Source organism: Alteribacillus persepolensis (assembly GCF_900099605.1).
GTDB lineage: Bacteria > Bacillota > Bacilli > Bacillales > Marinococcaceae > Alteribacillus > Alteribacillus persepolensis.
In genome coordinates this window covers 17,988-33,422 of the sequence record NZ_FNDK01000007.1, presented here as the reverse complement: position 1 = coordinate 33,422, position 15,435 = coordinate 17,988, and the positions used below count along the sequence as shown (strand labels likewise).

The window sequence follows — 15,435 nt, the reverse complement described above, 5'->3', positions numbered from 1 at the left end:
CGAAGTCCCTCTAAACGTCAGCGATAAACGCTGACGTTTAGAGGGATATTTCAAGGTGGGGACATTTTCCGTTTAAGATAATGTTTTTCGGTGAACTTTACGTCCATTATAGCTAAACAAAACGGGCTTTTTATCAACTATAGTTTCGACATGTACAGTCCGGCCCCATAGTTGATATACATATGGCAATGTTTTTTCCAAATACTTCAAGTCTAACTCTTCTTCTTCATAATGATGGGTAATATACAATTCTCCCGCTTTTGCATAATCTCCATCTGTAATTGTTAAATATGGAAATCCCCCATTCACGCGAGAACGTATAATTTGGTCTCGTACGTTTTGCCATTCTTTGTCCACGATTGTATAATCGCGTCCTTGTTTTTGAAAGATATACATGTCTTCTTTTTGCACTAACTCTTTTGTGACATAGTTACGAATAAATGATGTGTCAGACTCCAGCTCTCTTACTTCAAACAGCTTTTCCCGTCCGCTTCCTGGCTTGACCCCTAATTCTCTTAACCGCTCATCTGGATTGTCATAACGTTCTTCAATATCTTCAAAGATTTTAAGTCCTAAATGATAAGGGTTAATCGTTGTCCGTGATGGCTGTATAACACTGGCATTTAATTTAGCAAACTCTACACTTTCTTCAGTGCTGAGATCCATTTCCCTCAAAATTCTAGCGTGCCAATAAGATGCCCAGCCCTCGTTCATAATTTTCGTCTCTAGCTGCGGCCAAAAATATAACATTTCTTCCCGCATCATTGTTAAAATATCACGCTGCCAGCTTTCAAGTTCACGGCTGTATTCTTCAATAAACAACAACAAGTCTTTTTCCGGCTGCGGTGGAAAAGCTTTCTTTTTTCTTCGCTCTTTCGGTTTGGCTTCTGTTTCATCTAATCTCCATAAATCTTCATAAGGACCCGGAGGCTGATTAGTCACAGGCTCTTCGACTTCTTCTTCCATAGACCAATCAAGTTTCGGGCGAACCAAGCTTGGATCGATGTGTTCTTGTATTGCCAATACAGCATCCAAAAATGTTTCTACTTCTTTTTTTCCATAAACCATTTCATAATGAGATATTCTCTCTGCAGCAGCGGACATGCTCTCAACCATATCTTTTCGTGTATTGGAAAAGCGGACATTATTTTTAAAAAAATCACAGTGAGCCAGAACGTGCGCAACAATCAGCTTGTTTTGAATGAGTGCATTGCTGTCCAGTAAAAATGCATAACAAGGATCGGAATTGATAACCAGTTCATAAATTTTACTCAAGCCAAGATCATAGTGCAGCTTCATTTTATGAAACTGTTTCCCAAAACTCCAGTGAGAGTAACGGGTAGGCATACCATATGCACCAAATGTATAAATAATATCTGCTGGACATATTTCATAACGCATCGGATAGAAGTCCAAACCGAACCCTTCAGCAATTTCAGTAATTTCATCAATGGCCCGGGTCAGCTCTTTTTCTTCTTCAATTTTCACGTTTTCCCCTCCTCCACGCTTCTTACTTACTACTATATGAACGTAAAATCGGACAATGAACAATTCTCTTTTCGTTTCTGCAAAGATTTCATTTTATGTGTGGGAAAACGCCGAAAGTGGAAATATAACGATGGAGGTGACACATTGCATGACCAAACAGCATATCATCGTTCACGGAAAAGTACAAGGAGTGGGATTTCGCAATTTTGTGCAGTCTAAAGCACTTCAACTTGGTATGAAAGGGTGGGTGCGAAACAAGAACGATGGAACAGTAGAAATCAAGGCCGAAGGAGAAGATTCAGCGATGCAGATGTTTATTGCAGCGGTACAAAACGGAAGTACGATGTCGAGTGTGGACTATCTTGATATTCATGAAACAGATACAGTTGACCACAACGACCGTTTTCACATTACGTATTAACAAGAAGATGCACACACGTTGTAAACCCGAGTCGCTAATCAAAACATGCACATGTGTTCATGTCTCATATGTTAAGACAAACACATGTGCATGCTTTTTCTTGATAAAGACAACCTGACCAGTGCCAAGCCCTCAGGTGCAGATGATGGCTTCGCCGCACGTATATGGATATTATGAACATGCTAAAAACACTGATCATTCACCCATACCCACATTTTATGCTTTTCTATCCATACAAAAGAGGAAGGAGACTCCCCCTTTTTTACTATTTAGCCTTAAAACAAATGAATTCCTTTCTTTTGAAGCACCTCGACAGCTATCGAAACAGGCAGCTTCGGCATGTGAAATTCTTCGTTTAACACTTGCCTTAACGCATTTTCATCTGAAATCGTTTTTGTGAGGACACCGCCATTGCCATTTTTAATCATAAACTTCCTATTAACTAGAGAAAGCCCTCTTCTTTTTTCGGGTTCCCATCGCTGACAACGCAAGACATTCATAAACACAGCATCTTCTCTAAACGTTGCTTTCACAAACGGTTTAAAATCCTCTCTTGTGACACTGTCGTAAATGGAAAATGTCCATTTTTTATCGATAATTTGTCCTCCCCGGACACGAATATATGTATACTCTCCCTCATTTGAACCTGGTAAAAATAATAGTTTTTCACCAGCAAATGGCGGAATTAACTGTTTTCGGCCTTGAAAAGGAATAGGATCAAATAAAGGAGCTGTCGTACCAACATCCACATACAACCGCCGTCCTTTTACATCGGGATCATATATAATCATCGCCATGTGTTCTTCGCCTGGGCGGATGAGATATCCTTCAAAACCTAAAGATGTTAATAAATCAAATAAACACGCATTTAACGCAAAACATGTTCCTCCCGTTTGATATTTCCAATAACCTTCTAAAAATTGTTCCACAGAAGGAATCGGAGCTTTATCTTGATAGCGTTCATACAACCATAATTTGCTGACATTTTCAAATGGAAACGTGCGTACGTGCGCACGGATAATTTTTTTTAGATATTTCTTTGAAGGAGTTTCGCGTTTTAATTGTAATGTGTCTAAGTAGTCGTTCGTCCAGCTGTGCATACTATAAAACCCCTTTATGCTGCGGCACAACCGCGCCATCCCATAAAAAATACTTTTATCTGAAAACAATACATTGATTAGCAAACGCTCCGGTTGTGTGTGCCCGGAGCGCATTGCCTTGCTGTTTATACGTATTGATGGACTTGCGTCATAATATCCATTTTTAACTGCAGTAATGTCTCTTCTGCTTGTTCCAAGTTTGCTTTATTAACACCAAAGTAAAATTTCACCTTAGGTTCCGTACCGGAAGGACGAATGCAAAACCACGCACCATCTTCTCTTTTATACTTTAAAACGTTAGACGTTGGCAAGTGAATACTTTCCTTTCTGTCTTCACGCACATACCAACGTTCAGATGTTTGGTAATCCTCAATCACAGTAATGTCTTTACTTCCAATCGAAAGAGGCGGATGCTGCCGAAAATCTTTCAGCAATCCTTCTATCTTTTCTTCTCCAATTTTCCCTTTTAACGTTAGGGAATCAAGATCTTCCAGGTAAAATCCATATTTTTCATAGATATCGATGAGGCCATCGTATAATGTTTTGCCTTGTTCTTTATACCATAATGTCATTTCAGCTGCCAATAAAGAAGCCTGCACAGCATCTTTATCTCGTACAAAATCACCAATTAAATAACCATATGACTCTTCATACCCAAACTGAAAATCATAGGTATTCTCTTTTTCAAATTGCTTCATTTTTTCGCCGATAAATTTAAAGCCGGTCAATGTATCTATTGTTGTTACTCCGTAATTTTCAGCAATTGCACGTCCAATCTCCGAGGTCACAATCGTTTTTAACATGACGCCATTTTTGGAAAGTGTACCTTTTTTGCTCCGTTGCGATAGCAAATACTCTAACATTAATGCACCTGTCTGATTACCTGAAAGTAACTGATAATGATTGTCCTTCCCTTTTACCGCAAGCCCAACTCGATCGGCATCGGGATCTGTTGCAATCAATACATCTGCATCACGCTCCACCCCCTCTTCAATTGCCAATTCAAAAGCAGCTTTATCTTCAGGATTGGGACTTTTCACGGTAGAAAATTCAGGATCAGGCAGCGCTTGTTCTTTAACAACATGGACATTGGTAAAACCACTCGTTTCTAAGACTCTAGTAACAGGTATATTGGCAGTTCCGTGTAGAGGTGTAAAAACAATGGAAACACGATCCCCTTTTTCTTGTATTAGTTCAGGATGGATACTAATTGTTTGCAGTTCATCATTATAAGCTGTATCCATGTCCTCTCCTATAACTTGTAAAAGCCGTGACGCTTGCATGTCATTTTCATTAGCTGTCTTTATAGCAAGTTCATCTTCTACTTCGTTTACTTTTTTCATAATTTCTTTTGCCGGCTCAGGAGGAAATTGTCCGCCGTCGCTGCCATAAAGCTTAAACCCATTATATTCAGGAGGATTATGACTGGCAGTAATCATCACACCTGCAAACGTATTTAAATGACGGACCGCATAGGAAAGTTCTGGTGTTGGACGCAAATCACGAAATATGTATGTTTGGATGTGATGTGCTCCTAACGTTAACGCCGTTTCTAGCGCAAACTCTCTAGAACGGTGTCTTGAATCAAATGCAATGACAACCCCGCGGGTTTTAGCGTTATTTCCGTGTTCTTCAATATACCGAGCCAGTCCTTCTGCAGCTCTTCGAATCGTAAACGTATTCATACGATTCGTACCAGGACCTAATTCCCCGCGCATTCCGCCTGTTCCAAAGTCCATATATTTATAAAAACAATCTTCTAATGTCTGTTCATCATTCTGTATATTTTCAAGCTGTTTCTGCAAATCTTCACCCAGCCACCCACAATGTTTCCAGCGTTCCCAATGCTTTTTCCAATCCATTAACACCGACTCCTTCTATCTTTCATTTCAACTCAGCTTTTAAAGAACAAACAGACCCTTCTAAAAAAGTACAGCAACACTTCTTCACCAAGCCGCTAATCATTTTCACGACTTGATTTTAACATAGAAACAGCTGTTATCTGCCATTTCTTGTTTATAATTTATAGTTCTTCATTGAATTAGACAATCCTTTTAAAACATAAAAATAGGCGTTTTTAACATCCATTTATTACAAATATGTAAAAATGTTTTATTTTAGTTAATTTTTAAAAAATGGAAGGGATTATGCAATTTAAGAAGAAATTGTTTTGTGGTCAAAAAATAAATAAAGTGTCGAGTAGTTGGAGGAACGTCATGAAAATTTCTGAATGTTTAAAAGAAGATGACATCTACTTATTTCATCAAGGAACGTTATTTCATAGTCATCATCTTCTTGGAGCCCACCCATACCAATTAGACCATCAACCGGGGTACCGTTTTGCTGTCTGGGCTCCACATGCAGCACGCGTTTGTGTAGCAGGTGATTTCAACAATTGGAACGGAGCATGTCACCCTTTAGAAAAAGTAAGTGATGCTGGTTTATGGGCCGGTTTCATTCCCCATATTCAAGCAGGAGCCGCTTACAAATATGAAATTACCGCACCAACAGGCCAGGTTTTGCTTAAGTCCGATCCTTATGCTTTTCAATCCGAAATCCGTCCTGCAACAGCATCTATCACCCGGCCGAGCAGCTCGTTTTTATGGTCGGATAACTCCTGGCAGAAACAACAACAACATAAAAATCCTTATCAGTCTCCACTCCTCATTTATGAGCTGCATGCAGGGACTTGGAAAAAAAAGGAGGATGGAAGTTTTTATTCTTATAGAGAGCTGGCTGACCTTTTAGTCCCCTATGTAAAAGAACTCGGGTATACCCACATTGAATTGCTGCCTCTGTCTGAACACCCCTTTGACGGATCATGGGGGTATCAAATTAGTGGCTACTATTCTGTAACAAGCAGATACGGAAGCCCTGATGATTTTAAATACTTTATTAATACTTGCCACCATCATAACATAGGAGTGATTATGGACTGGGTTCCCGGGCACTTTTGTAAAGATGATCATGGTTTGCGTTTGTTCGATGGTGAACCTTTGTATGAATACGAAGACAAACGCAAAGCTGAAAAAACGTCTTGGGGAACGTTAACATTTGATTTCGGACGTCCCGAAGTACAAAGCTTCTTAATTTCCAATGCTATTTATTGGTTTGAAGAATTTCACATTGACGGTCTCCGCACAGATGCAGTCGCAAGCATGCTCTATTTAAATTTTGATAAAAACGAAGGAGAAGACGCTGTATTTAATTCCTATGGAGGCGATGAAAACTTAGAGGCGCTGGCATTTTTACAAAAGTTAAATAAAGCTGTATTCCACTACTACCCTTCAGCATTAATGATGGCTGAAGAAAGTTCAGCATGGCCGCTTGTCAGTGCACCGGTTCATGAAAACGGCTTAGGATTTAATTTCAAATGGAACATGGGGTGGATGAATGATATTCTCCAATATATGAAACTGAACCCCATTTACCGCAAGTACCACCACGAACTGCTCACTTTTTCCCATATGTACACTTACTCAGAAAACTATCTGCTTCCTTTCTCGCATGATGAAGTCGTGCATGGAAAGAAATCACTTCTAAACAAAATGCCAGGCGATCAATGGCAAAAGTTCGCTCAGCTTCGGCTGTTACTCGGCTATATGATGGCCCACCCTGGAAAAAAACTGCTATTTATGGGAGCTGAGCTGGCTCAATATGATGAGTGGAAAGATAAAGACGATCTTGACTGGGAGCTTTTGCAGTTCCCCCTTCATCAACAAATGCATCATTATGTCAAAGAACTGAACCATTTCTATCAACATCATGCTGGCTTGTATGACCGGGACCATGAACCGGCTGGTTTTACATGGATTGATCCAGATAACCATGAACAAAGCATTCTTGTCTTTTGCCGGCATGGCGTCTGTGCAGAAGACACACTTCTTATTATTTGCAACTTCACTCCTGTTGTTCACTATGATTTTCGAATAGGAGTGACAGAACCTGGCTCTTACAAAGAAATCTTTAATTCTGACCTGGATAGCTTCGGCGGTTCTCATCAAGTAAATGACACCACTTTATTTTCAGAACCTATCGCTTGGCACAATCAATTGCAATCGCTGCAGCTAAAAATCCCCCCTTTTGCAATTAGTATTTTAAAAAAGTTTGATTAAAAGGAGACGCATTACATGAAAAAAGAATGTGTTGGTATGCTTCTTGCTGGTGGAGAAGGAACTCGACTCGGTCTGTTGACAAAAAACATGGCCAAACCTGGCGTTTATTTCGGTGGAAAATACCGGATTATTGATTTTACATTAAGCAATTGTGCAAACTCAGGCATTGATACCGTTGGAGTATTGACCCAATATGCTCCCTTTGCTCTTAACCGCCATCTTGGAATAGGCCAGCCATGGGATATGGACCGCAGTGACGGCGGCACGAGCATATTGCCGCCGCACCGGGTGAAAAACGGCGGCAATTGGTACTCCGGGACCGCTGATGCTATTTATCAAAATCTTCATTATCTTGACCAATATAATCCAGAGTTTGTGCTTGTTATTTCAGGTGACCATGTTTACAAAATGAACTATTCAGCCATGCTTGATTTCCATAAAGAAACAGGTGCAGATGCTTCTATCTCCGTAATTGAAGTACCTTGGGAAGAAACATCGCGATTTGGCATTATGAATACCAATGAACATTACACTATTACAGATTTTGAAGAAAAACCAATGCATGCCAAAAACAACTTGGCTTCCATGGGAATTTATATTTTTAACTGGCCAGTGCTGCGTCAGTATTTAACAGATGATGCAGCCTCCGCTGATTCCAGCCATGATTTTGGTAAAGATATTATTCCCAAAATGCTGGGTGACCATCGTAAATTAAGTGCCTTTCCTTTTCGAGGCTACTGGAAAGATGTTGGCACTGTACAAAGCTACTGGGAAGCAAACATGGACTTATTAGAAGATGAGTCGCAGCTGCGCCTTGATGATCCTGATTGGCGCATTTATACAGTTAACCCGAATCAGCCTCCTCACTATATTGGTAAAGAAGCCACTGTAAGAGGTTCAATGATTAATGAAGGATGCCAAGTGTTTGGCAGCGTACAACGTTCTATTTTGTTTTACGGCGTGGAAACAAAATCCGATTCTTTTGTGAAAGACTCCGTTATTATGCCAAACGTACAAGTAGGAAAACAGGTCACAGTAGAAAGGGCCGTTGTCAAAGAAAATACAGTCATTCCCGATGGTTGTGTGATCAAGCCTGCCGATGAGGAACAGGTGGTTGTTATTGATAAGGACACCATTTTCGAACAATTTTCTTATGCCAATCAGCTTTAATTACGAAAGGGGAATATTATGGCGGATATGATGGGTGTTGTAAACCTTGATTCAGAATACGATTTTCTTCAAGAACTAACATACTTTCGATGCGGTGCTGCGGTGCCATTTGCAGGACGCTATCGATTAATTGATTTTACGCTCTCTAATATGTGCAATGCAGGCATTCGTGATATTGCTGTGTTCACACGAAACAAATATCGATCTTTAATGGACCATCTCGGTACTGGAGCCGAATGGGACTTAGACCGTAAACGAGGCGGATTGTTTATCCTTCCGCCTGACTGGAATGATCCAACAGATGTCTCTAAAGGAGATTTGCAGCACTTTCATAATAACAGAGACTTTTTTTCGCGAGGAAGCTCGCAATATGTATGTGTCAGCGGCAGCCAGTTTGTCAGCAATATCCCTCTCCACGAAGCTTTTCGTCATCATCTGCAAACAGAAGCTGACATTACCTTAATTACAAAGACCTTTCCTACCTTAGAAGAAGAGCATCGCAACTGTTTAAAAACTGAGCACGATGAGTACGGCTGGGTTACGGCACTCACAAATGATAAAACCAACCCTGCCGTTTTTTCTGGAATGTACATTATTGGGAAACGCCTGTTCCTAGATTTAGTTGAAGAATGTATTTCAAGAGGCAAGGAAAACCTTTTTCATGATGGCATCAAAAACAATCTTGACAAACTTCACATCCAAACATATCAGCATGAAGGTTATGCCGCTGTTGTAAACTCTTTAGAAAGTTATTATAAACATAACATGCGGCTGTTAGATCCAGAAAAGTACCGGGAGCTGTTTTTTTCTGATCACGTTGTTTATACCAAAATCAAAGATGAACCCCCTGTTAAGTACAACAGCCACATTGAAGTTAAAAACTCCCTCATTGCCAATGGTTGTGTCATCAAAGGCGAAGTGGAAAACAGCATTATTTTTCGCGGGGTGAAAATTGACCACGGAGCGAAAGTCAAAAACTCGATTGTTATGCAGCGCTGCCATATTGAAGAAGGTGCTGTGTTAGAAGACGTGATTATCGATAAAGACGTAACGGTTTCAAAAAACCGAATGATTATCGGTGCGAAAGAACAACCATATGCCATTGCCAAACGATCAACTATTTAATGAAAAAGGAGATTCAGATGTTTCATATTTTATTTACCGCGTCCGAGTGCAGTCCTTTTATTAAAACCGGCGGGTTGGCTGATGTGATCGGCTCCCTGCCCGCTGCTTTACAAAAAGAGAACCATGCAAGCGTGTCCGTCATCCTGCCTTTTTATGACGACATGTCTATCGTTCATAAGGACACCACATTTGTTGCAACGTTTCACGTCCCGGTCGGCTGGCGCAAGCAAACAGCTACCTTGTATCAATATACTCATAATGGCGTGACGTACTATCTAATAAAAAACGGATACTATTTTGGCAGAAACGGTGCATATGGATACTTTGATGATGGTGAACGATTTGTTTTTTTCAGCAGAGCGATCATCGAAGCTCTGCCTTTCTTACAGCACACCCCCGATGTTGTACACAGCCATGATTGGCAAACCGGCTTGGTTCCAGCATTTTTAAAGATACTTAACCCTATCCCGGGTGTAAAAACCGTATTTACGATACACAACCTGCAATATCAAGGAAAAATGCCCTTAGAAATGTTTTATGACTTACTGAACTTACCAAAGGAACATGTGTTCGGTTTAGAATGGGATGGATTATTCAATTGTATGAAAGCGGGTATCTTCCATGCTGATTTATTAACGACAGTCAGCCCTGCCTATGCATCGGAAATACAATCCGAATATTTTGGAGAAGGGCTCCATCCGCTCCTTCAAGAACGCAGCGGAGATTTGTACGGGGTTATCAATGGTATTGACACATCCGCATTCCATCCTAAAACAGATCCAGCGTTAAAGAAAAACTATTCCCGTTCTAGAAATGATAAATTAATGAATAAACGTTTTTTGCAAGAACGTACAGAATTGCCTGTTGACCAAGATATTCCAGTCATTGGTATCGTTTCACGGCTTGTAGACCAAAAGGGACTCACACTCGTTACTCGCATGCTTGTTGAAATCATGAAAGAAAATGTACAATTAATTATTTTAGGTACAGGGGATGAGGCGGTTGAAAGCATGCTTCATCAAGCATCAGCCCATCATCCTCATCAAGTTGCGTTTTTTAATTTCTTTGATGAAGAATTGGCACGCCAAATTTATGCTGGTTCCGATTTCTTTCTGATGCCATCTCGTTTTGAACCTTGCGGACTTGGCCAATTAATAGCCATGCGCTACGAGACCGTTCCTATTGTTCGTGAAACGGGCGGACTTCGTGATACCGTCTCGCCTTATAATGAGTACAACAATGAAGGAAATGGATTTTCATTCACTAACTTTAATGCCCACGATATGTTCCACACCTTGCAGTATGCATTAAGTATTTATAGACGCCCGCATTTGTGGGATAACTTGTTAACAAATATCTATACGTCCACTTATAGTTGGGACGAGTCGGCAAAAACATATATTTCATTGTATCAACGGGTAACGACCCCCAAAGAAGAAACGAGGGAATGGAATGATGGAAGAAAAAGCAGTGCTAGAAGCCATCAACAACGAGTTAAAACAGTTCAGCACGTCCGCTGAAGAAGCTTCTAATAAAGACATTTTTTACGCACTCAGCCGTTTACTTACTAAAAGAATAAAACAAGACTGGGCATTAACCCAAAATGCATATGACCACAATAGTGAAAAGCAAGTATATTATTTTTCTATGGAATTTTTACTTGGCAAATTAATGAAGGTCCACCTTATTAACCTGCAAATATTGGAACCTGTAAAAAAAGCCATGCAGAAACTCGGTTTTTCATTAGAAGAAGTGCTGCAGTACGAACATGACGCTGGTCTTGGCAACGGCGGCCTTGGCCGATTGGCTGCTTGTTTTTTGGATTCCATGGCGTCACTTGAAATTCCAGGCCACGGCATAGGCATCCGTTACAAGTACGGTCTGTTTGAACAACGTCTTATTAATCAAAACCAGGTGGAGCTTCCTGATTATTGGTTAAAAGACGATTACATTTGGGAAGAGAGAAGAAATGAACAGAGCGTCGAAGTGAAATTTGGCGGAACGATTCATATGACAGAACGTAACGGAAGACTTCATTTTGTTCATGAAAATGCAGAAACAGTGAAAGCCGTCCCCTTTGACGTACCAATCACCGGTTACAACAATCAAACAGTGAATACGCTGCGTTTATGGAGCGCAGAATCATCTTTGGATGCTGCATCATATGATCAAAATCAACTTCCTCAGTATCGTGATTATTTGGAATACAAGCAGTCCATTGAGGAGATTTCGGCATTCTTATATCCTGATGATTCCCATGAAGAAGGCAAAAAACTTCGCCTAAAACAACAATACTTTCTAGTTTCAGCTGGCTTGCAGAGCATCATTCACTCCTTTAAAAAGAAATATAATGCAGATTTTTCGTTGTTCCCTAAAAAAATAGCCATTCAAATTAATGACACTCACCCAAGTCTCGTTATTCCGGAGCTGATGAGACTGCTGATGGATGGAGAAGGTTTAGGCTGGGATAAAGCCTGGGAGATAACAACTAACACAGTGGCTTATACCAATCACACTACACTCTCAGAGGCACTCGAAACATGGCCGGCAGATATGTTTTCAACGTTACTGCCTCGTATTTTCATGATTGTAGAAGAAATCAATGAACGCTTTTGCCAGCACCTTTGGTTTCATCATGAAGATTACCGCGACCGCATCCCCGAACTTGCGGTTATCAGCTATGGACAAATAAAAATGGCACACCTTGCTGTTATTGGCAGTCACAGTGTTAATGGCGTCGCTAAAATCCATACAGATATTTTAAAGAAAAAAGAAATGAAACATTTTTATCAACTTTATCCTTCTAAGTTTAATAATAAAACGAATGGTATTACGCATCGAAGGTGGCTTTTGCAGATTAATCCAGAGCTTTCTCGTTTAATCTCTTCTGCTATTGGAGATAAGTGGGTGGAAAGACCAAAAGACCTGATAAAATTAATACGCTATGCTGAAGATACTGCTTTTCAAGATAAAGCAATGGAGGTCAAAACTTATAACAAACAGGTGCTCGCCCGCCACATAAAAGAACATACTGGCCTAATCGTTGATGATCAGTCTATTTTTGATGTTCATATTAAACGGCTGCACGGTTATAAGCGCCAACTTTTAAACATTTTTCACATTGTCTATTTATATAACACATTAAAAGAAAACCCAAATCTTGACATCATTCCGCGAACATTTATTTTTGGCGCCAAAGCTGCTCCCAGTTACTATTTTGCGAAACAAGTCATTCACTTTATTTTATCAGCTGCAGATATTATTAATCATGATCCGGCAATACAAGATAAATTAAAAGTCGTCTTTCTAGAAAACTATAACGTTTCTCTTGCTGAAAAAATTATTCCTGCTGCAGATGTAAGTGAACAAATCTCCACAGCTAGTAAAGAAGCCTCTGGAACAGGAAATATGAAAATGATGATGAACGGTGCATTAACCATCGGAACATTAGATGGAGCTAATATTGAAATTAAAGATATGGTTGGAGACAAGAACATTTTTACCTTTGGACTAACAGCAGATGATGTCCTTCATTATTATCATCACGGGGGCTATAATGCCCAAGATATATACCAAACTGATGAACGCCTTCAATTGATATTAAACCAACTGCATGATGGATTTTTCGGCAATGACGAGAAAGACTTTAAAGATATTTATTACCACTTGCTGTCGCACAATGATGAATTTTTTGTACTCAAAGATTTTAACAGCTATGAGGAAACGCAAGAATTTGTCGATCAAACTTACCGAAATCAGCAAAAATGGATGACGATGAGTATTACAAACATTGCTCACTCAGGAAAATTTTCTAGTGATCGTACGATTCAAGAATATGCTTCGGAAATATGGAAGGTTTCCAAGTCACCCGTTTTCTCCCGCTAACTTCCATGTAAACGTAAGAAAAAAGCAGGGCTGTTCCCGATTTTGATATATTCCCTTTAAGGCAGACGGATAAAAAATTAACAATCCGTTGTCCTTAGGGGGATTTTTGTATGTTTAACATGAAAACAGGTTTCTAAACTAAATGGTGAGATGGCTGTATGGAGTGCTCTTTTCGTTCCATCATCTTTGAATGGCAGCCAGGCGAAGCATATGCAGGAAGAATAAGGGCTGTCAAAGAGGCATTTTTATGGCCTTTTGATACACCCCCTTCCACTTTATTTAATGATGATCTTTTCTATTCCACCATGCTACTAACATAGGACCTGAAATGTTATGCCACATCGAAAAAACTGCACTCGGGAGAGCAGCAAGCGGCGTGAAGTGAGCGGCAGCCAATTGTGTGCCTAACGCAGAATTTTGCATGCCTACTTCAATCGCTACAGCTCTTCGTTTTGTTTCATTTAATCCTGTTGCTTTTGCCGCGATATAGCCTAAAAACAATCCAAAGCCGTTATGCAATATAACTGCTAGTATAACAAGCAGTCCTGTGGCAACAATATTTTCTTTATTCGCTGCAATAACACCGCCAACAATTGCCACAATAGCAGCAGCAGAGACAACTGGAAGCATCCGCACGCTGCGCGCTACAGCTGCGGGGAAGAACCGGCTTACCAAAATACCTAATCCAACTGGGATAATAATTACTTGAATAATAGACATGAACATAGAGCCTGCATTTACAGGAAGCCATTCATTCGCCAAAAGCAAAAGAATCAGTGGTGTAAAAATAGGTGCGAGCATCGTTGATACAGATGTCATGGCTATCGAAACAGCGACATCTCCTTTTCCAAGATACACCATAACATTAGAAGCTGTACCGCCAGGGCATGCTCCAACAAGAACCAAACCTGCAGCAATTTCAGGTGGCAGCTGCAAAAAGACAGCTATTATAAAAGCAGCAAGCGGCATAATGACATATTGAGCAGCAATCCCTATCCCAACAGGCAGGGGTTTTTTTGCTACAATCGCAAAGTCAGATAGTTTCATCGTTAACCCCATGCCAAACATTATAATCCCTAATAATATTGTAATGTAACCTGTAATCCAAGCAAAATATTCTGGCAAATAAAATGCGATAAAAGATATAATAATTACAAATATTGTAAAATATTTATTCACAAATAATTGAATACGATTCACTTTTTCCTCCCCCTTCTATCTTTGTACAAATGTATATATTCAGCCATTCTATCCCACCGTAGACTTGAGTGCAATCCTTTATAATACAAAACATAAAAGAGAAGCATTCTGATTAGGGACAGAGCCTGCATCATGTTATACTAGGCACGGCATTATGTATAACAGGAGTGAATTTCCCATGTACAATGATAAAGGATACGAAAAAGCTACATTTGCAGGAGGATGTTTTTGGTGCATGGTCAAGCCATTTGACGAAATGGAAGGAATTATTTCGGTGATTTCCGGCTATACAGGCGGACACGTCGAAAACCCATCATACGAAGATGTAAAAACGGGTGAAAGCGGTCATTATGAAGCGGTTCAAATCACATTTGATCCCGAGCTGTTTTCTTATCAAAAGCTGCTTGATTTATATTGGCCGCAAATTGATCCAACAGACGCGCATGGCCAATTTCATGATCGCGGTCCACAGTATAGAACGGCGATTTTTTATCATAACCAATCCCAAAAAAACGCAGCGGAACAATCAAAACAGCAAATTAGTGACAGCGGCCGTTTTCAACAACCTATTGTTACGAAAATCCTGCCTGCAGCAACATTTTATCCTGCCGAAGCATATCATCAGCAATTCTACAAAAAACAGGCGAAAGCATATGAAGAAGACCGTGCCAAATCCGGCCGCGATGACTTTATTCATACGTATTGGAAAGCATAAGCGTTGTTTTATGACAAACAACGCTTATCTCCTTCGTATTATCGTTGCATGAAAACATAGAATATATTAAAATATTTTCATAGAAGCGGGATGTAGCTCAGCTTGGCAGAGCACAGGCATGGGGTGTCTGGAGTCGCAGGTTCAAATCCTGTCATCCCGACCATTCTTCCATCCAGGGATACAGCGCTTTATCACCAAAATATACTTGTTGGTCCG

The 15,435-nt window shown here is 40.1% G+C and carries 11 protein-coding genes and 1 tRNA gene; 8 read left to right on the top strand and 4 right to left on the bottom strand.

The features are described from left to right. Nucleotides 1–72: 72 nt before the first annotated feature. Complete coding sequence (locus BLT18_RS07435) at nt 73–1,488, bottom strand: SpoVR family protein (protein WP_091272630.1); 1,416 nt, start codon at nt 1,486–1,488, stop codon at nt 73–75. Between the two features lie 148 nt (nt 1,489–1,636). Here BLT18_RS07435 and BLT18_RS07430 point away from each other — a divergent pair, with 148 nt between their 5' ends. Beyond that, nucleotides 1,637–1,909, top strand: coding sequence for an acylphosphatase (locus BLT18_RS07430; RefSeq protein WP_091272629.1), 273 nt, complete (start codon nt 1,637–1,639; stop codon nt 1,907–1,909). A 275-nt stretch (nt 1,910–2,184) separates the two neighbouring features. Here the strand turns inward: BLT18_RS07430 and BLT18_RS07425 are convergent, their stop codons facing one another. Next, entirely contained in the window at nt 2,185–3,009 is an 825-nt protein-coding gene (locus BLT18_RS07425; RefSeq protein WP_175487414.1) for an arylamine N-acetyltransferase, read from the bottom strand. Between the two features lie 125 nt (nt 3,010–3,134). After that, the gene (locus BLT18_RS07420; RefSeq protein ID WP_091272626.1) at nt 3,135–4,871 is read right to left on the bottom strand and encodes a phospho-sugar mutase; all 1,737 of its coding nucleotides are present in this window, start codon (nt 4,869–4,871) and stop codon (nt 3,135–3,137) included. Nucleotides 4,872–5,225: 354 nt separating this feature from the next. Here BLT18_RS07420 and glgB point away from each other — a divergent pair, with 354 nt between their 5' ends. The 5 genes from glgB to BLT18_RS07395 are packed head-to-tail and all read left to right on the top strand — an operon-like array spanning nt 5,226 to nt 13,304. Then, the gene (gene glgB, locus BLT18_RS07415; protein ID WP_175487413.1) at nt 5,226–7,124 is read left to right on the top strand and encodes a 1,4-alpha-glucan branching protein GlgB; all 1,899 of its coding nucleotides are present in this window, start codon (nt 5,226–5,228) and stop codon (nt 7,122–7,124) included. 15 nt (nt 7,125–7,139) lie between these two features. After that, a complete protein-coding gene (locus BLT18_RS07410) occupies nt 7,140–8,294 on the top strand; it encodes a glucose-1-phosphate adenylyltransferase (RefSeq protein WP_091272624.1) in 1,155 nt (384 codons plus the stop codon). Between the two features lie 18 nt (nt 8,295–8,312). Continuing rightward, nucleotides 8,313–9,419: a glucose-1-phosphate adenylyltransferase subunit GlgD gene (gene glgD, locus BLT18_RS07405; RefSeq protein WP_091272623.1), complete on the top strand. Its 1,107-nt coding sequence runs from the start codon at nt 8,313–8,315 to the stop codon at nt 9,417–9,419. Nucleotides 9,420–9,436: 17 nt separating this feature from the next. Continuing rightward, entirely contained in the window at nt 9,437–10,939 is a 1,503-nt protein-coding gene (locus BLT18_RS07400; protein WP_091272621.1) for a glycogen synthase, read from the top strand. Continuing rightward, nucleotides 10,872–13,304, top strand: coding sequence for a glycogen/starch/alpha-glucan phosphorylase (locus BLT18_RS07395; protein WP_091272619.1), 2,433 nt, complete (start codon nt 10,872–10,874; stop codon nt 13,302–13,304). The genes BLT18_RS07400 and BLT18_RS07395 overlap by 68 nt, the downstream gene beginning before the upstream one ends. 279 nt (nt 13,305–13,583) lie before the next feature. Here the strand turns inward: BLT18_RS07395 and BLT18_RS07390 are convergent, their stop codons facing one another. Next, nucleotides 13,584–14,504, bottom strand: a complete 921-nt coding sequence (locus BLT18_RS07390; RefSeq protein WP_091272618.1) for a bile acid:sodium symporter family protein — start codon at nt 14,502–14,504, stop codon at nt 13,584–13,586. Nucleotides 14,505–14,682: 178 nt separating this feature from the next. Here BLT18_RS07390 and msrA point away from each other — a divergent pair, with 178 nt between their 5' ends. Together msrA and BLT18_RS07380 are read left to right on the top strand one after the other, a co-directional pair. Next, nucleotides 14,683–15,219: a peptide-methionine (S)-S-oxide reductase MsrA gene (gene msrA, locus BLT18_RS07385; protein WP_091272616.1), complete on the top strand. Its 537-nt coding sequence runs from the start codon at nt 14,683–14,685 to the stop codon at nt 15,217–15,219. Between the two features lie 86 nt (nt 15,220–15,305). Then, nucleotides 15,306–15,382 (top strand) — tRNA-Pro (locus BLT18_RS07380). Nucleotides 15,383–15,435: the final 53 nt, after the last annotated feature.

Excerpts from the sequence above, each read along its gene's own strand:
- glgB (WP_175487413.1), top strand. The coding sequence starts at position 5,226 with ATGAAAATTTCTGAATGTTTAAAAGAAGATGACATCTACTTATTTCAT.
- BLT18_RS07410 (WP_091272624.1), top strand. The coding sequence starts at position 7,140 with ATGAAAAAAGAATGTGTTGGTATGCTTCTTGCTGGTGGAGAAGGAACT.
- BLT18_RS07400 (WP_091272621.1), top strand. The coding sequence starts at position 9,437 with ATGTTTCATATTTTATTTACCGCGTCCGAGTGCAGTCCTTTTATTAAA.
- BLT18_RS07425 (WP_175487414.1), bottom strand. The coding sequence starts at position 3,009 with ATGCACAGCTGGACGAACGACTACTTAGACACATTACAATTAAAACGC.
- msrA (WP_091272616.1), top strand. The coding sequence starts at position 14,683 with ATGTACAATGATAAAGGATACGAAAAAGCTACATTTGCAGGAGGATGT.
- glgD (WP_091272623.1), top strand. The coding sequence starts at position 8,313 with ATGGCGGATATGATGGGTGTTGTAAACCTTGATTCAGAATACGATTTT.
- BLT18_RS07420 (WP_091272626.1), bottom strand. The coding sequence starts at position 4,871 with ATGGATTGGAAAAAGCATTGGGAACGCTGGAAACATTGTGGGTGGCTG.
- BLT18_RS07430 (WP_091272629.1), top strand. The coding sequence starts at position 1,637 with ATGACCAAACAGCATATCATCGTTCACGGAAAAGTACAAGGAGTGGGA.
- BLT18_RS07395 (WP_091272619.1), top strand. The coding sequence starts at position 10,872 with ATGATGGAAGAAAAAGCAGTGCTAGAAGCCATCAACAACGAGTTAAAA.